General features: G+C 64.5%; 21 protein-coding genes and 2 tRNA genes. 5 read left to right on the forward strand and 18 right to left on the reverse strand.

Features of this window, described 5'->3' with window-relative positions; all coding sequences use genetic code 11:
* Positions 1 to 24: 24 nt before the first annotated feature.
* The 4 genes from BLW02_RS08615 (at position 25) to BLW02_RS08630 (ending at position 3,338) form a co-directional block, all read left to right on the forward strand.
* Positions 25 to 534 carry a TRAP transporter small permease gene (locus BLW02_RS08615; RefSeq protein WP_092697929.1) on the forward strand — a complete coding sequence of 170 codons (510 nt, stop codon included), beginning with the start codon at positions 25 to 27 and terminating at the stop codon, positions 532 to 534.
* 17 nt (positions 535 to 551) lie between these two features.
* Positions 552 to 1,856: a TRAP transporter large permease gene (locus tag BLW02_RS08620; RefSeq protein WP_092697930.1), complete on the forward strand. Its 1,305-nt coding sequence runs from the start codon at positions 552 to 554 to the stop codon at positions 1,854 to 1,856.
* A 37-nt stretch (positions 1,857 to 1,893) separates the two neighbouring features.
* Positions 1,894 to 2,280 carry a fluoride efflux transporter CrcB gene (gene crcB, locus BLW02_RS08625; RefSeq protein ID WP_092697988.1) on the forward strand — a complete coding sequence of 129 codons (387 nt, stop codon included), beginning with the start codon at positions 1,894 to 1,896 and terminating at the stop codon, positions 2,278 to 2,280.
* A 194-nt stretch (positions 2,281 to 2,474) separates the two neighbouring features.
* Positions 2,475 to 3,338, forward strand: a complete 864-nt coding sequence (locus BLW02_RS08630) for an LOG family protein (RefSeq protein WP_092697931.1) — start codon at positions 2,475 to 2,477, stop codon at positions 3,336 to 3,338.
* 51 nt (positions 3,339 to 3,389) lie between these two features.
* Here the strand turns inward: BLW02_RS08630 and BLW02_RS08635 are convergent, their stop codons facing one another.
* The 7 genes from BLW02_RS08635 to BLW02_RS08665 all read right to left on the reverse strand — a co-directional run bounded on the left by BLW02_RS08635 (position 3,390) and on the right by BLW02_RS08665 (position 11,773).
* Positions 3,390 to 4,553, reverse strand: coding sequence for an MFS transporter (locus BLW02_RS08635; RefSeq protein WP_092697932.1), 1,164 nt, complete (start codon positions 4,551 to 4,553; stop codon positions 3,390 to 3,392).
* A complete protein-coding gene (locus BLW02_RS08640) occupies positions 4,550 to 6,403 on the reverse strand; it encodes a DNA recombination protein RmuC (protein ID WP_092697933.1) in 1,854 nt (617 codons plus the stop codon). The genes BLW02_RS08635 and BLW02_RS08640 overlap by 4 nt, the downstream gene beginning before the upstream one ends.
* A 79-nt stretch (positions 6,404 to 6,482) precedes the next feature.
* Complete coding sequence (locus tag BLW02_RS08645; protein ID WP_092697934.1) at positions 6,483 to 7,475, reverse strand: 2-hydroxyacid dehydrogenase; 993 nt, start codon at positions 7,473 to 7,475, stop codon at positions 6,483 to 6,485.
* Between the two features lie 16 nt (positions 7,476 to 7,491).
* On the reverse strand, positions 7,492 to 8,901 hold the full coding sequence (locus BLW02_RS08650) for a sodium:proton antiporter (protein WP_092697935.1): 1,410 nt from the start codon (positions 8,899 to 8,901) through the stop codon (positions 7,492 to 7,494).
* 49 nt (positions 8,902 to 8,950) lie between these two features.
* Positions 8,951 to 10,159 carry a nicotinate phosphoribosyltransferase gene (gene pncB / locus BLW02_RS08655; RefSeq protein ID WP_092697936.1) on the reverse strand — a complete coding sequence of 403 codons (1,209 nt, stop codon included), beginning with the start codon at positions 10,157 to 10,159 and terminating at the stop codon, positions 8,951 to 8,953.
* A gap of 202 nt (positions 10,160 to 10,361) precedes the next feature.
* Entirely contained in the window at positions 10,362 to 10,835 is a 474-nt protein-coding gene (locus tag BLW02_RS08660) for an acyl-CoA thioesterase (RefSeq protein ID WP_092697937.1), read from the reverse strand.
* A complete protein-coding gene (locus BLW02_RS08665; RefSeq protein WP_092697938.1) occupies positions 10,832 to 11,773 on the reverse strand; it encodes a histone deacetylase family protein in 942 nt (313 codons plus the stop codon). Before BLW02_RS08665 ends, BLW02_RS08660 begins: the two co-directional genes overlap by 4 nt.
* A 201-nt stretch (positions 11,774 to 11,974) precedes the next feature.
* Here BLW02_RS08665 and BLW02_RS08670 point away from each other — a divergent pair, with 201 nt between their 5' ends.
* Entirely contained in the window at positions 11,975 to 12,523 is a 549-nt protein-coding gene (locus tag BLW02_RS08670; protein ID WP_092697939.1) for a phasin family protein, read from the forward strand.
* Between the two features lie 533 nt (positions 12,524 to 13,056).
* Here the strand turns inward: BLW02_RS08670 and BLW02_RS08675 are convergent.
* The 11 genes from BLW02_RS08675 to BLW02_RS08725 all read right to left on the reverse strand — a co-directional run bounded on the left by BLW02_RS08675 (position 13,057) and on the right by BLW02_RS08725 (position 23,974).
* Positions 13,057 to 13,132, reverse strand: a tRNA-His gene (locus BLW02_RS08675).
* A 62-nt stretch (positions 13,133 to 13,194) separates the two neighbouring features.
* Complete coding sequence (locus BLW02_RS08680) at positions 13,195 to 15,108, reverse strand: SurA N-terminal domain-containing protein (RefSeq protein WP_092697940.1); 1,914 nt, start codon at positions 15,106 to 15,108, stop codon at positions 13,195 to 13,197.
* Between the two features lie 59 nt (positions 15,109 to 15,167).
* A tRNA-Val gene (locus BLW02_RS08685) sits at positions 15,168 to 15,243 on the reverse strand.
* Positions 15,244 to 15,258: 15 nt separating this feature from the next.
* On the reverse strand, positions 15,259 to 15,531 hold the full coding sequence (locus tag BLW02_RS08690) for an HU family DNA-binding protein (RefSeq protein WP_024815362.1): 273 nt from the start codon (positions 15,529 to 15,531) through the stop codon (positions 15,259 to 15,261).
* Positions 15,532 to 15,835: 304 nt separating this feature from the next.
* A complete protein-coding gene (locus BLW02_RS08695) occupies positions 15,836 to 16,921 on the reverse strand; it encodes a tartrate dehydrogenase (protein WP_092697941.1) in 1,086 nt (361 codons plus the stop codon).
* A 68-nt stretch (positions 16,922 to 16,989) separates the two neighbouring features.
* On the reverse strand, positions 16,990 to 17,556 hold the full coding sequence (gene pgsA, locus BLW02_RS08700) for a CDP-diacylglycerol--glycerol-3-phosphate 3-phosphatidyltransferase (RefSeq protein ID WP_092697942.1): 567 nt from the start codon (positions 17,554 to 17,556) through the stop codon (positions 16,990 to 16,992).
* Between the two features lie 33 nt (positions 17,557 to 17,589).
* Entirely contained in the window at positions 17,590 to 19,587 is a 1,998-nt protein-coding gene (uvrC, locus tag BLW02_RS08705) for an excinuclease ABC subunit UvrC (RefSeq protein ID WP_092697943.1), read from the reverse strand.
* A 109-nt stretch (positions 19,588 to 19,696) separates the two neighbouring features.
* Positions 19,697 to 20,677 (reverse strand): Bug family tripartite tricarboxylate transporter substrate binding protein, encoded by a 981-nt coding sequence (locus BLW02_RS08710; RefSeq protein ID WP_092697944.1) that lies wholly within the window; start codon positions 20,675 to 20,677, stop codon positions 19,697 to 19,699.
* Between the two features lie 73 nt (positions 20,678 to 20,750).
* The gene (locus BLW02_RS08715; protein WP_092697945.1) at positions 20,751 to 21,731 is read right to left on the reverse strand and encodes a Bug family tripartite tricarboxylate transporter substrate binding protein; all 981 of its coding nucleotides are present in this window, start codon (positions 21,729 to 21,731) and stop codon (positions 20,751 to 20,753) included.
* Positions 21,732 to 21,776: 45 nt separating this feature from the next.
* Complete coding sequence (locus tag BLW02_RS08720; protein WP_026436898.1) at positions 21,777 to 22,757, reverse strand: hydroxymethylglutaryl-CoA lyase; 981 nt, start codon at positions 22,755 to 22,757, stop codon at positions 21,777 to 21,779.
* On the reverse strand, positions 22,754 to 23,974 hold the full coding sequence (locus tag BLW02_RS08725) for a CaiB/BaiF CoA transferase family protein (RefSeq protein WP_026436897.1): 1,221 nt from the start codon (positions 23,972 to 23,974) through the stop codon (positions 22,754 to 22,756). The genes BLW02_RS08720 and BLW02_RS08725 overlap by 4 nt, the downstream gene beginning before the upstream one ends.
* Positions 23,975 to 24,056 lie beyond the last annotated feature (82 nt).

Genomic DNA, 24,056 nt, shown 5'->3' on the forward strand with positions numbered 1-24,056 from the left:
CCGGCACCTTTGAAGACTGTGCCCATGCGCCGCCTGCTGGACTTTCTGTACGACGGCGCCGCCGCCCTGGCGGCGCTTTTCATGGTCGGCCTGCTGGGGATGGTGCTGCTGTCCATCGCCAGCCGGCAGTTCCACTTCCATGTGCCGGGCACCGATGCCTATGCGGGCTACCTGATGGCCGCAGCCGGTTTTCTGGCGCTCGCCCACACCTTGAAGCGCGGCGAACACATCCGCGTCACGCTGCTGCTCAACTTTCTGAAGGGCGGCGCCAAGAAGGCGTTCGAGATCTGGGCCCTGGCCATTGCCACACTGCTGGCGCTGCTGTTTGCCACCTACAGCTGCAAGCTGGCCTGGCAGTCGCACGGGTTCCACGACATCTCCACCAGCAGCGACGCCACACCGCTGTGGATTCCACAAATCGCCATGGCCGTTGGCACGGTGATTCTGGCGATCGCATTCTTGGACGAACTGGTGCTGGAAATGATGGGCAGGCGTGCGGATGCCTCATCCGGCGAAGCATTGCGCAATGAATAAACCCGGCACAACCTACCATGAGTGATCTCGCCATCACCGGCCTGCTCGTACTGTCGCTGTTCCTGATCCTGGGCAGCGGCGTATGGATCGGGCTCACCCTCTCCGGCGTCGCCTGGATCGCCATGCAGCTGTTTTCCGCGCGCCCGGCGGGCGATGCGATGGCGGTGACCATCTGGGGCAGCGCCTCCAGCTGGACCCTCACGGCCCTGCCGCTGTTCATCTGGATGGGCGAAATCCTGTTCCGCACCCGGCTGTCGCAGGACATGTTCAAGGGCCTGGCCCCCTGGGTGCAGGCGCTGCCGGGCCGGCTGCTGCACACCAACGTGGTGGGCTGCACCATCTTTGCCGCCGTGTCGGGATCGAGCGCCGCCACCTGCGCCACCATCGGCAAGATGACGCTGCCCGAGCTGACGCGCCGGGGCTACCCCGAGCACATGGTGGTGGGAACGCTGGCCGGTGCCAGCACGCTGGGCCTGCTGATCCCACCGTCGATCATCATGATCGTCTACGGCGTGTCAGCCGAGGTGTCGATCTCGCAGCTGTTCATTGCGGGCGTGCTGCCGGGCATCCTGCTGGCAGCCCTGTTCTCGGGCTACATCGTGGTCTGGGCGCTGCGCCACCCCGAACAGGTGCCGGCCGCCGACGTGCGCATGGGCTTCATGCAGAAGCTGTCCGAATCGCGCAGCCTGATCCCCGTGATGCTGCTGATTGCGGCCGTGCTGGGCTCCATCTACACCGGATTTGCCACCGCCACCGAGGCGGCTGCCGTGGGCGTGGTGGGCTCGCTGGTGCTGTCGGCCGTGCAGGGCTCGATGAACTGGGGCACGTTCAAGGATTCGCTGATGGGCGCGACGCGCCTGTACTGCATGATCGCGCTGATCCTGGCAGGGGCCGCGTTCCTCACGCTGGCCATGGGCTACATCGGCTTGCCGCGCCACCTGGCCGAGTGGATTGCATCGCTGGGCCTGAACCAGGCCCAACTCATCGTGGCACTGGCCATTTTCTTCATCATCCTCGGGTGTTTCCTGGACGGCATCTCGATGGTGGTGCTGACCATGGGTGTGCTCATGCCCACGGTGCAGGCCGCAGGCATCGACCCCATCTGGTTCGGCATCTTCATCGTGCTGGTCGTCGAAATGGCGCAGATCACGCCCCCTGTGGGCTTCAACCTGTTCGTGCTGCAAGGCATGACGGGCCGCCAGTTGCCCTGGATCACCAAGGTCACCCTGCCCATGTTTTTGCTCATGTGCGGCGCGGTGGCGCTGATCTACGTCTTCCCTGGCATCGTGACCTGGCTGCCGCAGCAGATGGCGGCGCGCTGAGCGCCGGACGCAACCACCGGATGTGGACAATGGCGCCATGCTGAATGTTCTGTCCATTTGTATCGGCGCCAGCCTGGGGGCGCTGGCCCGCTGGCGTCTGGGCCTGTGGCTCAGCGGCACCGGTGCGCTGTTGCCATGGGGCACGCTGGTGGCCAATCTGGTGGGTGGCTACCTCATCGGTGTGTGCGTTGCTGCCTTCCAGGCGCTGCCCCACATCGACCCGGTGTGGCGGCTGGCGCTGGTCACGGGGTTTCTGGGGGCGCTGACCACGTTTTCCAGCTTTTCGGCCGAGGTGGTGACCATGCTGCAGCAGCAGCGCTACCTGATGGCATCGGGCACCACCGTGCTGCACCTGGGGGGCTCGCTGCTCATGACCATACTCGGGCTGCAGACTGTGGCACTGGCGCTGTCCACCCGCCCGTAGCGGGCTGCCTGGCCAATGCAGCGCAGCGCTGGCAGCGCCTTGAATTGCTATTATTTTTATAGCTCACAACACATGACAGAAAAGCGCAAGAGCCCTGTTTAATTTAAAACTCCACCAGGCCTGGCGCACCCATGCCCAGGCCATGCCACCACCCCTCTCACCATACGGCAAGGGCCGCGACTACAGCCATCCCCATGGAAGCCAACACCCAACTCAACGAACGCCGCCTGGCCGATGCCTGGGCCGAACTGCACGCCCACGCCAACAACGACAACCCCCTGCACGCCGATGCCTACCGGCTCGCTTTTGCCGACCCCGAGTTTTTGTTCCGCCGCGAAACACGCGGCATCCGCTTTCAGCTGGAAATGCTCAAGCCCGACCTGGGCCAGGCCGAGCAAGGCATCGAGAACACCGTGGTGGTGTATGGCAGCGCCCGCTTTGTAGCGCCCGACGAGGCAGCAGCCCAGCTGGGTGCAGCCGAGGCCAGTGGCGATGCTGCACAGCTGCAACGCGCCCACCAGGCCGTGCGCAATGCCCGCTACTACAACCTCGCCCGCCAGTTTGCCGGCCTGGTGGCCGAGTACAGCGAGCGCCAGCGCCCGGCCGACCGCATCTACATCTGCACGGGCGGCGGCCCCGGCATCATGGAGGCCGCCAACCGGGGCGCCCACGAGGCGGGCGCGCTGAACGTGGGCCTGAACATCGGCCTGCCGCACGAGCAAAGCGGCAACCGCTTCATCTCGCCCTCACTGAGTTTCAAGTTCCACTACTTCGCCCTGCGCAAGATGCACTTCATGATGCGCGCCAAGGCCCTGGTGGCGTTCCCCGGCGGGTTTGGCACGCTCGATGAACTGTTCGAAGTGCTGACCCTGGTGCAGACCGGCAAGGCCAAGCCGGTGCCCATCGTGCTGTGCGGCACCGACTACTGGAAGCGCCTGATCAACTTTGACGTGATGGTCGAAGAAGGCACGATTTCGGCCAAGGACCTGCAGCTGTTCCACTACACCGATGACCCGCAGGAAGCCTGGGACCTGATCAAGGCGTTCTACAAGCTCTGAAAGCACACGAAGCGCCGGCCCTGCGCGCGGCGCACAGGGCCAGCCGCTTCATCAGGTCTCGCGCCCCATCAGCCACGCCTGCCGCGCGCCAAAACCCACGCCGACCCCCACCAACCAGAACAGGCCGGCCACGCCGATCAGCGCCCCCACCGAGCCGAACAGCACCGGCATGAGCACGCTGGAGGCATTGATGGTCATGAGCCGCAGGCCCAGCGCCTCGCCGTGGCGGGCCGGTGGCGTGATCTGGTGCAGCATGCTCATGATCATGGGTTGCACCGAGCCCAGCGCCAGCCCCAGCAGCACCGAGCAGGCCCCCATGGCCAGCGCCGTGGGCAAAAGCGGGTAGACACCGAACAGCAGCGCGGTGGCCAGCATGGCGGTGGTGATCACCGCGGCCTCGCGCAGGCGCTCTGCCACCAGCGGCATCAGCACCCGCACCAGCGCCGCCGCAACGGCGAAGGCCCCGAGGATGGTGCCGATCACCGAGGCCGACAGGCCGCGTTCGTGCCCCAGAAGCGGCACCACAAAAGTGTGCACGTCCCAGCAGGACGACAGAAACCAGTTGACCAGCAACAGGCGCCGAAAACGCACATCGTTCAGCAGATCCCACGCCCGCTGCGGTGCACCGCCGGCGGCAATCACCGGGGGCAGCTCCACGGTGTCGCGCACCCAGAACCAGGTGGCCAGCGGCAGCAGCGCCATCAGCGCAAACGCGGCACGGTAGCCCTCCAGGCTGCCGGCGGTGCTGCCGGCATGGTCGATCAGCAAGCCCGCAAAGAAAGGGCCAATGAAGTTGGATACGGCGGGCCCGATGGCCAGCCAGCTGAAGACGCGCTTGAGTTGCGTGGCATCGTGGGCGGCCCGGCCCACATGGCGCTGCAGCGCGATGATCGCGGCACCGCTGGCGCCCCCCGTCATCAATGCCGCCAGGCACAGCACCGGAAAGACCGGCCATACCAGCGCCAGCGCAGCCCCCGCCGATGCCACCGCCACCGCCAGACCCACGGGGCGCTTCAAGCCATGGCGATCGGCATAACGCCCCGCGGGCAAGGCCAGGAACACCTGCGTGAGCGCAAACAGCGCCAGCAGCACGCCCACGGCCGCTGCGCTGTAACCCTCGCGCAGCGCCAGCAGCGGCGCGGCCATGCGCATGCCGGCCATGCAGGCATGCACGCAGATCTGGCCGGCAATCAACCGCGCCAGTGCCCAGTTCACAGCGGGTCGTCCTCGGGGTCCAGGCCTGGCAGTGCCGATGTGCTGGCGCCTGCCAGCGGCATGGCCGGATCCGGTGCGGGCAGATCCTGCACATCGCGCAGCTTGCGCTGGATGGCGCGGGTGCGCACGCCCACCTCGTCAAACTTCTTGGCGGCGGCGTCGATGGACTTCTTGGTGGCCTCGACCACATCGCCGAACTTGGCGAACTCGGTCTTGACCATGCCCAGCAGGCTCCACACCTCGGACGAGCGCTTTTCGATCGCCAGCGTCTTGAAGCCCATCTGCAGGCTGTTGAGCATGGCCGCCAGGTTGGCCGGGCCGGTGATCATCACGCGGCAGTCGTTCTGCACCGCCTCGACCAGGCCGGGGCGGCGCATCACCTCGGCGAACAGGCCCTCGGTGGGCAAATACAGCACGGCAAAGTCGGTGGTGTGCGGGGGCGAGACGTACTTGGCAAAAATCTTCTTGGCTTCGAGCTTGATGGAGGTTTCAAACGCGTTGCCTGCCGACAGGATGGCCGCCTTGTCGGCCGCATCCTGGGCGTCCAGGAGGCGCTGGTATTGCTCCACCGGGTATTTGGAGTCGATGGGCAGCCACACGGGGTGCTCGTCGCTCTTGCCCGGCAGGCGGATGGCGAATTCCACCAGCTCGTCGCTGCCCGGCACGGTCTTGACGTTGCGCGCGAACTGCTCGGGCGTGAGCACGTTGTCGATGATGGCCCCGAGCTGCATTTCGCCCCAGGTACCGCGCGACTTCACGTTGGTCATCACGCGCTTCAAGTCGCCCACGCTGCCCGCCAGCGTCTGCATTTCGCCCAGGCCCTTGTGCACCTGTTCGAGCCGGTCGCTGACCAGCTTGAACGACTCGCCCAGGCGCTGCTCCAGCGTGGCGTGCAGTTTTTCATCCACCGTGCGGCGCATTTCTTCGAGCTTGGTGGCGTTGTCGGCCTGGATGGCACCGAGGCGCTCGTTGAGCGCGGTGCGCAGCTGCTCGGCGTTGTGCTGGCTGCCCTGCACCAGGCCGGCCAGCTGCTGCGAGACGGCGTCCTGCAGCACCGAGAACTGGTTCTTGATCTGGTAGCTGTTGCCTTCGAGCTGGTCCTTGAGCGCGTTCGACATGGTGCCCAGCTGGGCCTGGATGTCGGTCTTGAGCGAATCGAGCGTGAGGCGCGTGGCGGCGGTGAGCGCCTCGAAACGCTCCTGGATGCGCTTTTCAAACAGCGCCGCGCCCTCGCTCATGGCCTCGCGCGACTTGACGCTCTCAAAGGCCAGCGCGGCGGTGGTGGTGGTGAGCTCGGTGCGAAACCCCACCAGCGTGGCCGACAGCTCGGTGCGCGCCGTGGCCGCATCGGCCTGGCCCTGCGCCAGATGCGCCAGCAGCGCCTTGCTGCTTTCTTCCAGCCGCCCGGCCACAGCCTGCTGCAGAGCATCGAAGCGCTGGCCCAGCGCCACATCCAGCGCTGTCTGGCGCTGGCTCAGGGCTGCATCGAAAGCCGCCAGGCGCTGCTCCAGCCGCCCCTCGAACACACCAAACGCCGCCAGCAGTTCGGTGCGGCTGTTGCGCGATTCACTCACGGCCTGGGCCAGGCGCTCGTCCACGGCGTGGCGCAGGGTCTCCAGCGTGGTCTGGGTGGTCTGGGTGAAACCGCGCAGCTGCTGGCCCATGCCATCCAGAGCGCCATCGTTCTTGGCCACGGCAATCTGCGTGGCCAGGGCGGTTTGCTCCAGGGCCTGCAGGCGCGCCAGCCATTCGGGTGGCAGATCGACACGGGGGCGGCGCAACAACAGCAGCACCAGCAGGGCGAGAACCAGCGCCAGCGCGGCCAGCAGCACAAGGGTATCGGTAGTCAAGACAGATTTACTATGTTTTTAGTAGCAAATAACGCTTACTTCATAAGCGTTATAGGCAAATTTCGCTCAGATCCCAGCATCACCTGGCGCGCACACCGGCCACCGGCTGGTTCACCGGCGTGAGCGGCCCGCGCCCGTCAAAGAAGGCGATCAGGTTGTCCGCCGCCAGGTTGGCCATGGCCAGGCGCGTGGGCACCGTGGCGCTGGCGATGTGCGGCGTGAGCACCACGTTGGGCACGGTGAGCAGGTCGGGGTGCACCGTGGGCTCGCCCTCGAACACATCGAGGCCCGCCGCAGCGATGCGCCGCTCGCGCAACGCTATTGCCAGTGCTGCGTCGTCCACGATGCCGCCGCGCGCGATGTTGATGAGCGTGGCCGTGGGCTTCATCAGCGCCAGCTCGGCTGCTGCTATGGTGTGGTGCGATGCCGGGGTGTAGGGCAGCACCAGCACCACATGGTCGGCCGTGCGCAGCAGCTCGTCTTTTTCGACATAACGGGCCTTGCACTCGGCCTCCAGCGCGGGCGACAGGCGCGATCGGTTGTGATAGACCACGTTCATGCCAAAACCATGCGCGCCGCGCTTGGCAACGCCCTGGCCGATGCGCCCCATGCCGATGATGCCCAGCGTGCTGCCATGGATGTCGCTGCCGGCAAACATGTCGTAGCGCCAGGTGGTCCACTTTCCAGCGCGCAGGTAATGCTCGCTTTCGGCCATGCGCCGGGCCGTGGCCATGAGCAGCGCAAAGCCGAAGTCCGCCGTGGTTTCGGTCAGCACGTCGGGCGTGTTGGTGCCCTGCACGCTCGCGGCCGTCATGGCATCGACGTCGAAGTTGTTGTAGCCCACGGCCATGTTGGCCACGATCTTCAGGCGCGGCGCGGCGGCCAGCAGGGCGGCATCGATGCGCTGGCTGCCCGTGGTGAACGCACCGTCCTTGTCGGCCAGCCGCGCGGCCAGCTCCTGGGGCGACCAGATCACGTCATCGGGGTTGGATTCGACCTCGAAATGCTGCGCCAGGCGCGCAACCACCTCAGGAAAGATCGCGCGGGCAACCAGGATGCGGGGTTTGCTCATATCAGGAAGTCTCCAATCAACGGAACCAGATAAAGGTCATGAGAATAAACAAGGGCACCAGAACGCCGCACGACCACAGCATGTAGCCAAAGAAGCTGGGCATCTTCACGCCACGGTCTTCGGCAATGGCCTTGACCATCAGATTGGGCGCATTGCCGATGTAGGTGTTGGCCCCCATGAACACGGCGCCGGCCGAAATGGCCGCCAGCGTGGGGGCCAGCGTGGTCATGAGCACGGCGGGGTCGCCTCCGGCGGTGTTGAAGAACACCAGGTAGGTGGGAGCATTGTCCAGAAACGACGACAGCACACCGGTAGCCCAGAAATACATGGCCGGATCGGGCGATCCGTCGGACCGCGTCACGGCGGCCACAATGGCGCCAAAGGGACCGTTGACACCCGCCTTGAGCATGGCGATCACGGGGATGATGGTCAGAAAAATGCCGGCAAACAACTTGGCCACTTCCTGCATGGGCCCCCAGCCGAACTGGTTGTCGGCATGGACCGTTTTGGGCGTGAGCCAGAGCGAAGCCAGCGTGACAAGGACCAGGCCCACATCGCGCACGATGCCGGGCAATCCCACCTCGGTGCCGGCAACGTTGAACACCACCGGCGATTTCCAGAAACCGCTGAGCAGCACCAGCGCCACCACCGCGCCCAGCAGGGCAAAGTTGACCTTGCCGTCAAAGCCGATGGCACGGGTGTCAGGGGTCGGGTCTTGCGGCCTCACCTCCTGGCTGCGGCGGTAGTACCAGCTGTCGAGCACGTAGAACAGCACCAGCAGCACGCCCACCAGAAACAGGGTCTCCTGGAAGATATGGGCCACGGTCCAGAAAAAATCCACACCCTTCAGGAAGCCCAGGAACAGCGGCGGATCCCCGAGCGGCGTGAGCGAGCCGCCCGCATTGGAGACGATGAAGATGAAGAACACCACCACATGGGCCACATGCTTGCGGTTGTCGTTGGCGCGGATCAGCGGGCGAATCAGCAGCATGGATGCGCCCGTGGTCCCCATGAAGCTGGCCAGCACGGCGCCAATGGCCAAAATGGCCGTGTTGAGCCCCGGGCTGCCATGCAGGTTGCCCCGGATGTAGATGCCACCCGACACCGCGAACAGCGCCGTGAGCAAAATGACGAACGGAATGTATTCGGCCAGCAGCGCATGCACGAAGCTGGCGCCGGCCACCGCCGGGCCGAACACCACGGCAAACGGCAGCAGAAACGCCAACCCCCAGGCCGCCGCCACCTTGCCAAAGTGGTGGTGCCAAAAGACGGGTGCCAGCAGGGGCACGAGCGCAATCGACAGCAAAATGCCGGCAAACGGCACACCCCACAACAGCGAAAGGCGGCTGCCATCGATATCGGCGGCACCTGCCAGGCCGGGCAGCACGCACAGGGCGGCAGCGGCCAGCCAGCGGAAAATCTTCATGGGGGGGTTCTCTTTCTTGTCGAAGGGTTGCAGGGGACACCCGGAGCGGTCATTGCACCGAGGGAATCTCGAACACCTGGCGCAGATAGGCCAGATATTTCTCGTCATCGCACATGCCCTTGCCGGGTGTATCCGACACCTTGGCCACGGGCTGGCCGTTGCAGCGCGTCATCTTGATGACCACCTGCAGGGGCTCATACCCCAGATCGTTGGTGAGGTTGGTGCCAATGCCAAACGCCAGCTGGCAGCGGCCCCGGAACTGCTGGTACAGCTCTATCGTGCGCGGGAAGGTGAGCGCGTCGCTGAAGATCAGCGTCTTGGTGAGCGGATCGACTCGGTTCTTGCGGTAGTGGTCGAGCAGGCGCTCACCCCAGGCAAACGGGTCGCCGCTGTCGTGCCGGGCACCATCGAACAGCTTGCAGAAATACAGGTCGAAGTCGCGCAGGAAGGCACTCATGCCGTACACATCGGACAACGCGATGCCCAGGTCGCCGCGGTATTCCTTGGCCCACATTTCAAAGCCGAACACCTGGCTGTCGCGCAGGCGCGGACCCAGCGCCTGGCAGGCCTGCAAATATTCATGCGCCATGGTTCCGAGCGGCGTCACACCAAGCTTCATGGCATAGAGCACATTGCTGGTGCCCGCAAACTGGCCTGGGCCGGGCGGTGCCCCCGGGCGGCGGTCGCCCGTTCCCAGACGGGCCACCAGCACGCGCAAAAGCTCTTCATGCCATGCACGGCTGAAGCGCCGACGCGTACCGTAATCGGCAATCTTGAGCTCGGCCAGACCCTCGGCCTGCAGCAGCGCGATCTTGTCGTCCAGGCGCCGGCGGCCCTCAGGGAAATCAGGCACCTTCTGCGTGTTGCGAAAGTAGACCTCGTTCACGATGGCCAGCACCGGAATCTCGAACAGGATGGTGTGCAGCCATGGCCCGCGGATGGTGATGTCGATCTCACCCGAGGGCAGCGGTGTGACGGTGATGTATTTCTCGTTCAGCCGGAACAGGCCGAGAAAATCCACGAAGTCGCTCTTGATGAAGCGCAACGAGCGCAGGTAGGCCAGCTCATCGTCCTGGAACTGCAGACTGCACAGCGAACGGATTTCCGCCTTGATCTCGGCCACATGGGGCGCCAGCTCCACGCCGGGGTTGCGGCACTTGAAGCGGTATTCGACCTGCGCCCCGGGAAACTGGTGCAGCACCACCTGCATCATGGTGAACTTGTACAGATCGGTATCGAGCAGGCTGGTGATGATCATGGTGAGGCGGGGCCACGGCAGGGCAGCCCGGGGGTGCAGAAACCATCGCTGGCGCGGCCAGGGGCCCCAAAGTGTAGGCCATCAGGCGGCTGCAGCCTCCGTCTGAAAGCCCCCTATTGCCCCGGTTGCAAGATATGTGTCAAAAATGGCTTCAGCACCTTTGCAAAAAGCGCCAACCGCTATATTTTGTATAGCAAAATTATCAAGCAACCACCACCAGTGCCTGCAACACGGCACGCAGTGCCTCTGGCACCGGCACGGGCCGGCGCGTGGCGCGGTCCACATACACATGGATGAAATGCCCGGCGGCGGCGCACAGTGGCTCGCCCTGGGCAAACAGCCCCACCTCATAGCGCACGCTGGAGCCACCCAGCCGCGCCACGCGGATGCCCGCCTCCACCGTCTGCGGAAATGCCAGCGGGGCAAAGTAGTTGCACTGGGTCTCGATCACCAGACCGATGGTGTCACCGGCATGGATATCGAGCACGCCCTGTTCGATCAGGTGGGCGTTCACGGCGGTGTCGAACCAGCTGTAGTAAACGACGTTGTTCACATGCCCATAGACATCATTGTCCATCCAGCGGGTGCTGATGGAGCGGAAGGCATGGTAGGCGCTGCGCGGCTGTGGCACCGGGCGCGCGGGCTGTGCGGCCGGGGAAAGGGGGGCAGTGGTCATGGCCGGACATTCTGCCAGCGCGCATGGTACTGCTGCGCCACCCGCCAGGTGGTCAGCTGCGCCTGAAGCGTGTCGGCCAGGTCGCGGCCATAGCCACCGGCCATCGTGAAGGCCAAGGGCAAGCGACGCTGCCAGGCCCAGTCGAAAACCCGGCGGTCACGGGCCTCCAGGCCGTCGTGGCTCAGGGCCAGGCGGCCCAGCCGGTCGCCCACATGGGGATCGGCACCCGCCAGGTACAGCACCAGCCCGGGCGCAAAGCGCTGCTCCAGCGCGTCCAGCGCCTGGTCCAACGCCTGCAGGTATTCGTCGTCCGCGCAGCCGTCGGGCAGCTCCACATCCAGGTCGCCGGCCTCCTTGCGGAACGGATAATTGCGCGCCCCGTGCAGGGACAGCGTGAACACGCTGGCATCGCTGCGAAAGATATGTGCCGTGCCATTGCCCTGGTGCACGTCCAGATCGATCACCGCCACCCGAAGTGGCGGCACCACGCCAGCGCTGCCCCCACGCTGGCACTCAGCCTGCATCAGGCGCGCAGCCACGGCAATGTCGTTGAACACGCAAAACCCGCTGCCCCTGTCGGCATAGGCGTGGTGCGTGCCCCCCGCCAAGCTGCCCGCCACCCCTTGCGCCAGGGCCGCACGGCATGCCGCAATAGTGGCGCCCACCGAGCGCCGGGCGCGTTCGGCCATCACCTCGGTCCACGGAAACCCGATCTCCCGCTGCGCGGCTGCAGTCAAAGTGCCATCAACAATCGCCTGGACATAGCCCGGCGTGTGAACCAGGGCCAATTCACCATCAGAGGCCCGCGGGGCCACCTGGAGTTGCACCTGGGGCAACTGCTGCGCCAGGCGGTCACGCAACAGGCGGTATTTCGCCATGGGAAAGCGATGCCCCTCCGGCAGGGGCAACACAAAATGGTCTGCGTAATAGGCATGCATGACACGATTGTGGCAATCCCATCACCGCTGGGGAGTTGCCCCTAATATGTTGCATTGCAGCAAAAATAGCTTGCAATTGAACTGCAAGCACCTAAAATTCCCTCCATGCTGCACTGCAACATGACTTTACCGAGTCAAGGTCAGCGCAGATGTCCGTGAACCACCTTGACCCATCCGGGTTTCATTTTTAGGAGATATGACATGTCGCTGACCGCAGAACAAATCCTGGCATCCCACAAAGCCAACATCGAAACCCTGTTTGGTCTGACCACCAAGGCCTTCGAAGGCGTGGAAAAGCTGGTCGAACTGAACGTGACCGCCTCGCGCGCTGCCCTGACGGAAGCCGCTCAACACACCCAGGCTGTCCTGGGCGTGAAGGACGCACAGGAGCTGCTGGCACTGCAAGCCGGCCTGTTCCAGCCCCTGGCTGAAAAGACCGCCGCCTACAGCCGTCACCTGTATGACATCGCTTCGGGCACCGGCGCAGAATTCGGCAAGACCTTCGAAACCCAGACCGCCGACGCGCAAAAGGCATTCGCCAACCTGGTGGACAGCGCTGCCAAGAACGCCCCCGCCGGTTCCGAAACCGCCGTCGCCGTGATGAAGAGCGCCGTTGCCGCTGCCAACAACGCTTTCGAATCGGTGCAGAAGGCCGTCAAGCAAGCCTCTGACGTGGCCGAAGCCAACTTCAACGCCGTCGCCAGCACCGCAGCCGACGCCGCCAAGTCGGCCGCTCCCCGCAAGCGCTGAACCAGGCGCGGCACTGGCACTGGAGTGCAGTCTCCCGCCAGCGCCCAGGAAATGCCCCGACCATTGAGCCATCGCCCCGAATTCGGGGCCTCCAGTTGTCTCCTTGGATCCTCTCGAAACCCCCGTTTCAGGGATCCTTTTAAAGCCCGATCCCAGGATCGGGCTTTTTTTATCTCTGTGCCCCGTCTTGCCCCGCGTTGGCACATTTGCCGCCAAAAAAAGACCGGTGGAATGGATACAAGACCAGCGGATGCAGCGCGACTACGCGATGGTTTTTGAGCCGCCCGACCCGAAGCAGCAGACATCAAGCTCAAGCGCCTTCGCACCACTGGCAATCTGATGCATTGACCCGGCTTCTGAAAATGAAACCCTTGCCGCGAACCAAGCAATGTCGGGAAAATAAAGCAGCAGCAAACAGTCCAGAACGGGTGTCGCTAGCAGAAGGCGATGGCCAGTGGACTTCAACTCTCGCCCCTGGAGTGCCTCCGAAACGAAACAAGGACCCGAAGGTCCTTGTTTGTACTGGCATTTTTTGGGGTGGCTGATGGGGCTCGAACCCACGACAACAGGAATCACAATCCTGGACTCTACCAACTGAGCTACAGCCACCGTAGCTTTGAATTATAGCCCGAGAAAACCGGGCTTCGCGCCAATATCCGTCAAATTTCTGATCAATCGGGTGCGGACTGTGGGCGAGGGGCCTTGATCTGAACCTTGAAGCGGTCTTTCAGCAGCTCATAGTAGGCCAGTCCTTCGGCATTGCTCCACCACTGCAGGTATTGCTGGCGCTCCTGGCGGGCGACTTGCTCGTTGGGGGTCTCGCGCGGAACCAGTCGATTGACTTTGGCTACGGCGTAACCCTGCGCTCCCAGATCCACACCGATCCAAGCTGGCAAGGTGGCGGTACTGGCACCCAATACCGCATCCACCAGACGCCGTGGCTGATTCTGGGGTTGATCGCGCGAGATCACGATGGCGGATTGCAAACCCGCAGCATTGCCGGGCGTGGCTTTCCATGCAGCCAGCTTTGCTTCGCCGTCCTTGCGCGCCAGTTCGGCGGATTTCTCGGCGATATACAGGCTGCGCACCTGCGCACGCACCTCCTCCAGTGGCAGGGTGCGTGCAGCGGTGTAGGCGCTGACGCGGGCAGCAGCCATCTGGCTGGGTCCGATTTCCACGGCTTCGGTATTGCGTTTGTTCTCGATCGAATCCGTTGAGAACAGCGCCTCCAGCAGCTTGCCGTTGGCCAACGGGCCCGTCGCTCCAGGCGCTGGTGTACGGGTGACACCTGACGCCGTCAGCACTTTGAGCCCGAGCTTTTCGGCCACGGGCTTGAGACTGTCGGATTGCTCATAGACGCCATTGGCAAACGATTCGGCCACCTCGGCAAACTTGCGCTGCGCTTGCTGTTGCTTGAGTTCGGCTTCCATGGAGGGGCGCAACTCTTCAAAGCTTGGCTGACGGGGTGTCTTGATGTCCGTCAGCAAAATGATGTGATAACCGAAATCGGTTTCCACCACGTCGCTGATATCGCCTTTTTTCATCGCAAAAGCCGCGTCTTCGAACGGCTTGACCATGGCGCCCAGCCCAAAGAAGTTCAGGTCTCCGCCCGACACGGCAGACCCCGCATCTTCGGAGGACTTCTTGGCAACCTCCGCAAAAGTGGCGGGCGCCTTGCGCACCTGTTCCAGCAATTGCACGGCACGCGCCTTGGCCTTTTCCCGGTCTGCCGCGGGCGCATCCTTGGGCGCATTGATCAGGATATGACTGGCCCGGCGCTCCTCCTTGCCTGCCAGGCGGGCCACGTTTTCCTTGTAATAGGTGCGCAAGTCATCTTCGTTCAGCGTGATGCCAGCACGCACGCTGTCAAGATCCAGCACCACATACTCCACGGCGGCCTGTTCGGCCTGCTGGAATGCGGAGGTATGGGCCTTGTAGTAGCCTTCCAGATCAGCGTCGGTGGGCGCCACCTTGCCGGAAAAATCTGCGGGGTTGAAACGGGCAATCTGCACTTCGCGGCGCTGGTACAGGGCGTCCAGCGACAGCTTGACCTGCGCATCGGTGCCGAAGGCGGATTCCATCACCCCGCCCATCACCTGGTTCACCGAAATGTCCCGGCGCACACTGGCCTCGAACCCTTCAGGCGTCAGCCCTTGGGCGCCCACCAATGCGCGGTAGGCCTCGGCATCCAGCGAGCCATCAGGGCGTTTGAGGGCGGCGATGGCCGGAATTTCCTGCAGGCTGCGGGCCAGGCGGCTGTCACTGGTGACCAGGTGCATTTTCTGGGCTGCGGCCTGAAGCACCCGGTCACGAACCAGGCGTTCCAGCGTTGCATAGCGGGCCTCGGGAGAGTCGAGCAGTTTTGCATCCACCGTGGGCGACTGGGCCCGGATTCTGTCCGTCTCCGTTTTGTGGGCGTTGTCCCAGTCGGTCTGCTTGATGTCGTGACCATCAACGCGAGCAACCACAGCGCTCTTTTCGGAGAAATAGTTGCTGTCGATGCCCACCAGCACAAACGATGGAATGATCAACAAGAACAACAAGAACATCACGATCTTGGAGTGCTTGCGGATGGATTCAAACATGGTCGATCTTTCAGAGACAAAAAACAAAAGGCGAACTTTCGTTCGCCTTTGTTCGGTGGTGGTGGGTCCTGACGGTCTCGAACCGCCGACCTACTCCGTGTAAAGGAGCCGCTCTACCAACTGAGCTAAGGACCCCAACCTAACTGGCCATCAATTCAAGGCGTCTTTCAATGCCTTGCCTGGACGAAACTTTGGAACTTTAGCAGCTTTGATTTTAATCGCAGCGCCGGTACGGGGATTGCGACCCGTGCGGGCTGCACGCTTGCCCACTGCAAAGGTACCGAAACCGACGAGCGAAACAGTGCCGCCCTTCTTCAGGGTCTTCTTGACGGCCTCAATCGTGGATTCCAGGGCACGCGCAGCTGCGGCCTTGGAGATGTCGGCGTTGGTAGCGATGTGCTCAATCAGTTCGGTTTTGTTCACAAGAAGCCTCTCGGAAAAGAGTTGATGGAATGTCTCGCGGATATCTGGTCTTCACACGTCCGAAAGCACAGCCCCGGGGGACTGGACGGGATCAGACGGGGGAATGACTGGCGTATGCAGCAGGCGCTGCTGCATCAGATTAAAGCCATCGAGTTTCCGGGTGTCAATACAACGCGCTGATTTGCAGCAGCGTTGCTTTGAATTCTAGTCGTATTTCACGGTACGACGGGGCTTGCAGGGCGGTTTTGTCTCAAAGCCGCCGCATGGGCAACATTCCTGATTGACACCACACTGATGTTGCGGGTTACAAGGCAGACGCAATGGCGCGCCCCACATCCTGGGTACTGGCTTTGCCGCCCAGGTCCGGTGTGCGCGGGCCGCCGCCCTGGGGAGCCAGCACGGCCTCGATGGCAGCCAGCACGGCGTCGTGCGCGGCACGGTAACCGAGAAAATCGAGCATCATCGCGCCGCACCAGATCTGGCCGATGGGGTTGGCAATGCCCTGCCCCGCAATGTCGGGCGCCGAGCCATGCACGGGCTCGAACAGCGAGGGCATGGTGCGGGTGGGGTTCAGGTTGGCGCTGGGTGCGATGCCGATGGTGCCGGTGCAGGCCGGGCCCAGATCCGAAAGGATGTCGCCAAACAGGTTGCTGGCCACCACCACATCAAAGAAGTCAGGGCGCTGCACGAAGTGGGCCGTGAGGATGTCGATGTGGAATTTGTCCACCTTCACATCCGGGTAGGCCTTGGCCATCTCGGCCACACGCTCGTCCCAGTAGGGCATGGTGATGGCGATGCCGTTGGACTTGGTGGCGCTGGTCAGGTGCTTGTTGGGGCGCGACTGGGCCAGGTCGAAGGCGAACTTCAGTACGCGGTCCACGCCGTGGCGGGACATCACCGTCTCCTGCATCACGATCTCGCGCGGGGTGCCTTCGTACATGCGGCCACCGATGCTGGAGTATTCGCCTTCGGTGTTCTCGCGCACGATCAGCATGTCGATCTCGCCGGGCAGGCGCGGGCTGCCATCGCGGCGCACCACGGGCGCGATCACGCCGGGCATGAGGCGCGCGGGGCGCAGGTTGATGTACTGGTCGAACTCGCGGCGAAACAGCAGCAGCGAACCCCAGAGCGAGACATGGTCGGCAATCTTCTCGGGCCAGCCCACGGCGCCAAAGTAGATCGCCTCATGGCCGCCGATCTGCTCCTTCCAGTTGTCGGGCAGCATCTTGCCGTGCTTCTCGTAGTAGTCCCAGCTCGAGAAGTCGAAATGGTCGAAGTGCAGGTCGATGCCGAACTTGCGCGCTGCCGCGTCCAGCACGCGCAGACCCTCGGGCATGACCTCTTTGCCAATGCCGTCACCAGCAACGACTGCAATGCGATGCTTCGCCATTCAAATGCTCCTGAAAGTATAGCAACCAGCGCTTATCCATCAAGCGCCTGCGACCAAAAAATCTGGAATTACTTGACACGGGCCCGGATTTCCGGGAGCGCCTTCTGCAGGTAATACACCATGGACCAGACCGTGAGCACGGCAGAAATCCAGATCAGCCAGGTGCCCCACACCCCGGTGTCGATCACGCCGAACAGGCGCCCGTCATACAACAGGAAAGGGATGGCCGTCATCTGCACCGTGGTCTTGAGCTTGCCGATCATGTGCACGGCCACGCTCTTGCTGGCACCGATCTGCGCCATCCACTCGCGCAGGGCCGAAATCGCGATCTCTCGGCCGATGATGATGAGCGCCACGAACACATCGGCGCGCTGCAGGTGCACCAGCACCAAGAGCGATGCGCACACCAGGAACTTGTCGGCCACCGGGTCCAGAAAAGCGCCAAAAGACGAGGTCTGGTTGAGCTTGCGCGCCAGAAAGCCGTCGAGCCAGTCGGTGGCGGCAAACACCACGAACATCACGGTGGCGATGAGATTGCGCGTGGACGGGTCGAGCGGCGCGTAGAACACCCCCACAATCAAAGGTATCGCGACGATGCGCGTCCAGGTCATGATGGTGGGAATGGTGAAAAACATGGACGTGATTGTGTCACGCTGGCTTGGTGGATATCAGCGCAGTGCGCGATAGATCTCTTCGGCCAGTTCGCGCGAAATGCCGTCCACCGTCACCAGGTCTTCGACGCTGGCCGCCGCCACGCCCCGCACACCGCCAAAGCGCTGCAGCAGCCGCGCGCGCTTCTTGGGTCCCACGCCGGCAATTTCTTCGAGCTGCCCGCCGCCCACGCGCACCTTGGCGCGCGCCGCGCGCATGCCGGTGATGGCAAAGCGGTGGGCCTCGTCGCGGATCTGCGCCACCAGCATCAGCGCGGCCGAATCCTTGCCCAGATAGACTTTTTCGCGCCCATCGGCAAACACCAGCTCTTCCAGGCCCACCTTGCGGCCCTCGCCTTTTTCCACGCCCACGATGCGCGTGAGGTCCAGCCCCAGCGCGGTGAACACCTCGCGCGCCACCGCCACCTGGCCTTTGCCGCCGTCGAGCAGCACCAGATCGGGCAGGCGCGCCTGGCCGCTGGGTCGGGCAGCCTCTTCTGCCCCCGGCGCAGGGTTGGCGGCATAGTCGATGCCTCCCGCTTCGCGCGCGGCTTCGGCCACCTTGCTATAGCGGCGCGTGAGCACCTGCCGCATGGCAGCGTAGTCGTCGCCGCCGGTGATGCCCTCGATCTTGTAGCGGCGGTATTCGCTGCTCTGCATCTTGTGGTGGTGAAACACCACGCAAGATGCCTGCGTGGATTCGCCCGCCGTGTGCGAGATGTCGAAACACTCGATGGTGAGCTGGTCCAGATCTTCCGGCGGCAAATCCAGTGCCTCGGCCAGGGCCCGCGTGCGAGCCTGCTGCGAGCCCTCCTCGGCCAGCAGGCGGGCCAGCTGCAGGTCGGCGTTCTTTTGCGCCATGTCCAGCCAGGCGCGGCGCTGTTCGCGCGGCTGGTGGATGGCGCTCACGCGCAGGCCGCTTTGCTCGGTCAGCGCCGCCAGCAGGGCCTTGTCCACCGGCACGCTGGTCACCAGCAGCGGGGGCACGGGCACACCGATGTAGTGCTGGGCGATAAAGGCCTGCAGCACCAGCACCTCCACGGGCGGCACGGGCCGGGCGGCTGCAGGTGCCGCCTCGTCGCCTTCCTGCGCAAAAACCCCGGCCGCGTCTTCCACATGCACAGGAAAGTACGGCCGGTCGCCCAGATGGCGCCCGCCGCGCACCATGGCCAGGTTCACGCAGGCGCGGCCACCCTGCACGCGCACGGCCAGGATGTCCACATCCTTGTCATCCACCGTTTCAATGGATTGCTGGTGCAGCACGCGCGACAGCGCCTGGATCTGGTTGCGCACCTCGGCGGCCTGCTCGAATTCGAGCTTGTCGGAATGCGCCATCATGCGCGCCTCCAGCGCCTGCAGCAGCGCCTGGGTCTCGCCGCGCAGCAGCGCCTCGGCGTGCTGCACGTCGGCCGCATAGGCCTCGGGCGAAATCAGGTTGACGCAGGGCCCGGTGCAACGCTTGATCTGGTACAGCAGGCAGGGCCGCGTGCGGTTGGCAAACACCGTGTCTTCGCAGGTGCGCAGCCGGAACACCTTTTGCAGCAGCTGGATGGTTTCCTTGACCGCCCAGGCGCTGGGGTACGGGCCGAAGTAGCGGTGCTTTTTATCGACCGCGCCCCGGTAGTAGGCCATGCGCGGAAACACCTGACCCGGTGCGTCGCTGCGGCTGCCCGATCCGGGTACGCCGGTGATCTTGAGGTAGGGATAGCTCTTGTCGTCGCGGAACAGGATGTTGAACTTGGGGTTCAGCGTCTTGATGAGGTTGTTTTCCAGCAGCAGCGCCTCGGCCTCGGAGCGCACCACCGTGGTCTCCATGCGCACGATCTTGCTGACCATGTGGCCGATGCGCGTGCCGCCATGGTTCTTCTGGAAGTAGCTGGAGACGCGCCGCTTGAGGTTGAGCGCCTTGCCCACGTAGAGCAGCGCATCCTGCGCGTCGAAATAGCGGTAGACACCCGGCAGCGCCGGCAGCGCAGCCACCTGCGCCAGGAGTTCTTCGGAATGCACATCAGACATGGCGCGTATTGTGGCCGCGCGCCAGGCCCCTTGAGAAACCACCACCCGAACGCTACTATTTACATAGCTACCAGTGCAATAAAACATGAGCCAGCAGCCTATTGGAGCATTATTCTGCTTCGATCTTGGCGCTCTTCACCACGCTGGCCCAGCTGGCCAGATCGGTCTTGACCTTCTCGCCCAGCTGCGCGGGGCTTTGGTAGTCGGCCGTCGCGCCCTGCTCCTGCGCCTTTTGCTTGAAGGCAGCGCTCTGCACCACGGTACGGATGTCGGCGGTGAGCTTGTCCACCACCGGTTTGGGCACACCAGCCGGCGCAAACAGCGCAAACCACGACGTGGCGTTCACACCGGGGTAGCCCGCCTCGGCCGTGGTGGGCGCATCGGGCAGGCTGGGCAGGCGCTCCTTGCCGGTCACGGCCAGGACGCGCAGCTTGCCGCTGGCGATATGGGGCATGAAAGGCGGCGCGGTGCCAAATGTCAGGTCGACCTGGCCGCCCAGCAGGTCCTGCAGCGCGGGGCCCGTGCCTTTGTAGGGCACATGGACCATCTTGATGCCGCCCTGCTGCTCCAGCATGGCACCGGTCACATGCTGCAGCGAACCGTTGCCCGAAGAGGCGTAGTTGAGCTTGCCCGGGTTGGCCTTGGCGTAGGCCATCAGCTCAGGCAAGGACTTCACCGGCAGGTCATTGCGCACCACGATGATCTGCGGCGCCGAAATCACGTTGGCAACCGGCTGAAAGTCGCTCTGCGCCCACTGGGCCACCTTGGTCAGGTGGGGCGAGATCACGTGGTAGCCCGAGTACTGCATGAACAGCGTGTAACCATCGGCCTCGGCGCGCTTGACGATGCTGGCCGCAATGTTGCCATTGCCACCGCCCTTGTTGTCCACCACCACCGACTGACCCAGCACCGGGCCGAGCGCCTGCGCCACCATGCGCGCCGACAGGTCGGTGGTGCCGCCAGCAGCGGTGGGCACCACCATGGTCACGGGTTTGGTGGGGTAGGCGCCTTGCGCCCAGGCGGCACTGCCCAGGCCCAGGGCCAGCGCGGCGATGGCCAGGGTGGTGAATGGCTGGCGATGGGTTTTCATGCGATGTCTCCGTTTTCACTGTGGTTGAATATTGTCCGGCGGGGCGAGGGCCCGGGTGCCACCGCCCACTTGCTCAATCTACCGTGGCCCCGGTGTCCTTGACGACCCGGCTCCACTTGGGCAGGTCGGCCTGCACCAGCGCGCCCAACTGTGCGGCCGTTCCCTTGAAGGGTTCGCAGCCCACGGCGGCCAGTTTCTCGACCACGTCCTTGTGCTCCAGTGCACGGGCCACTTCGGCCTGCAGCATTGCCACGATGGACGCGGGTGTGCCGGCCGGGGCAAACAGCGCGTACCAGGGCGCCTGGCCAAAGCCCTTGAGGGTTTCGCCAATAGTGGGCGCGTCGGGCAAGGCAGCCACACGCTTCTCGTTGACCACACCCAGCACCTTGAGCTTGCCCGCCTTGATGAAGGCAATGGCCGAGGGCAGGCTTTGCACCGACAGAGGCACCTGCCCGCCCACCACATCGGTAGCGGCCGCCGCCGAGCCCTTGTAGGGAATGTGCTGCAGCTGGATGCCTGCGGCCTTTTGCAGCATCTCGCCGATCAGGTGGTTCAGCGTACCGTTGCCCGCCGAAGCGATCGAATACTTGCCGGGGCTGGCCTTGGCCAGCGCAACCATCTCCGCCACGGTGTTGGCGGGAAAGGAGGGGTGCGCCACCAGCACATAGCCTGCCGTGGCCACGGGCGCCACGGGCGTGAAGTCCTTCACCGGATCAAAGCCGGGGTTCTTGTACAGCGCGGGGCCAATGACGTGGGCGCTGTCGGCGGTGAGCATCAGCGTGTAGCCATCGTTGCGCGCGCGGGCCGTGGCGGCGGTGGCCAAGGTGCCGCCCGCGCCGGGGCGGTTGTCCACGATCACGCTCTGGCCCAGCTGCTCGGTGAGTTTTTGCGCCACCACGCGGGCGATGGCATCGTTGGCGCCGCCAGCGGCCTGGGGCACCACCACGGTGATGGGTTTGGACGGGTACTTGTCCTGCGCGCCCACTGCCAAGGCAGCAGAGCACAGCACGGCCGCAGTGAAAAGGCGGCGAGACAACGTGGTTTGGAATGTCATGGTTTTTGTCTCCTGGGGTTATGGGGAATGCAGGCCCGTCAGTATTCAACGGGAAAGCGCCCTTTCGCGAATCGCTTCGAAATCCGCGGGCACCGGGTGCAGCGCCAGGCGCGGCCCCGCCTTGGCGATCTGGCTGGGAATGTCGTGACCGATGAGCGCGGGCAGGCGCTGCGCGGCGCCAATGAGCTGCGCCAGATCCACACCCGTGTCATAGCCCATGAGCTGCAGCGCATGCACGATCTCCTCGCTGCACGCATTGCCGCTGGCACCCGGCGCATAGGGGCAGCCGCCCAGCCCGCCCAGCGAGGCATCGAACCGGTCGGCGCCCGCGTCGACGGCTGCCAGCACATTGGCCAGGCCCATGCCGCGCGTATTGTGGAAATGCAGCGTGAAATCCACGCCCGGCCAGCGCGCACGGGCAGCGGCCGTGAGCTGGTGCACCTGCGTGGGGTAAGCCATGCCCGTGGTATCGCACAGCGTGACGCCGCGCACGCCCAGATCGGCAAAACGCTGCACCCAGCCCAGCACCTCGGCCGGTGCCACATCGCCCTCCATGGGGCAGCCGAACACGCAGGACAGCGAGACATTCACCGCCACGCCCGCCGACTGTGCCATGGCCACCACCTGCGCCAGCGCAGCAAACGACTGGGCCTGGGTCATGCGCAGGTTGGCCAGGTTGTGCGTGGCACTCACCGACATCACGAGGTTGAGCTCATCGGTGCGCGCCTCGATGGCGCGCTCGGCACCGCGCAGATTGGGCACCAGCGCGGTGTAGACGGTGCCGGGGCGACGCGTGATCTCGCGCATGACGATCTCGGCATCTTTCAGCGCCGGGATGGCTGCGGGCGAGGTGAACGAGGTGACCTCGATCTTGGACAGGCCCGCATTCGACAGCGCATTCACCAGCGCGATCTTGTCCTCGGTGGGCACAAAGGCCTGCTCCATCTGCAGGCCGTCGCGCGTGCCCACTTCCTGGATGTGGATGCGGCGGCCCGCGCCCTCCCACACGGTGTTGGATGCACTCATTGAATCACTCCCTTGCTGCGCAGCAGCGCAATCTGTTCGAGCGTCAGGCCCGCCTCTGCCAGCACGGCATCGGTGTCGTCGCCCAGGTGCGGCGCACTGCTGCGGATGGTGCCGGGCGTGGCCGAGAGCTTGGGCACGATACCGGGCACCTCCACCGTGTAGCCATCGCGCGTGGTCTGCGAGAGCAGCATGTCGCGGGCGCGGTAGTGCGGGTCTTCGGCGATGTCCTTGGCGGTGTAGACCTTGCCGGCGGGCACGCGGGCAGCGCCCAGGGCATCCAGCACCTGCTGCACTGTGCGCTGCGCGCTCCACGCTTGAATAGCGGCGTCGAGCTCCTGTACGCGGGCCACGCGGCCCGCGTTGTCGGCCAGGTCTGGCGCGGCGGCCAGATCGGGACGGCCAATGGTATCCATCAGCCGCTTGAAGATGCTGTCGCCGTTGCCCGCCACCAGCACCCAGCCGTCCTGGCAGGGGTAGGCGTTGGACGGGGCGATGCCCGGCAGCGCGCTGCCTGCTGCCTCGCGCACGGCGCCAAAGGCGCTGTATTCGGGGATCAGGCTTTCCATTACGTTGAACACGGCCTCGTGCAGCGCCACGTCGATCACCTGGCCCTGGCCGCCGTTGACCTTGCGGTGGTACAGCGCCATAAGCACGCCGATGGTGCCGTGCAGCGCCGCCAGCGTGTCGCCAATCGACACGCCCACGCGCACCGGCACGCGGCCGGGCTCGCCGGTGAGGTGGCGCAACCCGCCCATGGCCTCACCAATCACGCCAAAGCCCGGCAGGTCGCGGTAGGGGCCGGTCTGGCCATAGCCCGAGATGCGCAGCATCACCAGGCCGGGGTTGAGCGCCTGCAGCTCCTGCGGCGACATGCCCCAGCCTTCCAGCGTGCCGGGGCGGAAGTTCTCGATCAGCACATCGGCCTCGGCAATCAGCTGGCGGGCAATATCCTGGCCCTCCTTCTGGCGCAGGTCCAGCGCCACCGAGCGCTTGTTGCGCGACTGCACCTGCCACCAGACCGAAGTGCCGTCCTTGATGAGGCGCCAGTTGCGCAGCGGGTCACCGGTCTCGGGGGCTTCGATCTTGATCACATCGGCGCCAAACTCGCCCAGCGTCTTGCCGCAAAACGGCCCGGCGATGAGCTGGCCCATTTCGACCACGCGCACGCCAGCGAGGGCGGCAGGGCTGAGGTCCTGAAGTGATTGCGGCGAATTCATGCAGTGTCATCTCCGCAGGCATGCAGCCTGTGTGGGTCTGGCCCGCATCATGCGCAGGCCCGCGCCAGCCGTAAAACGCTGA

The sequence above is a fragment of the Acidovorax soli genome (genome assembly GCF_900107605.1).
Taxonomy (GTDB): domain Bacteria; phylum Pseudomonadota; class Gammaproteobacteria; order Burkholderiales; family Burkholderiaceae_C; genus Acidovorax; species Acidovorax soli.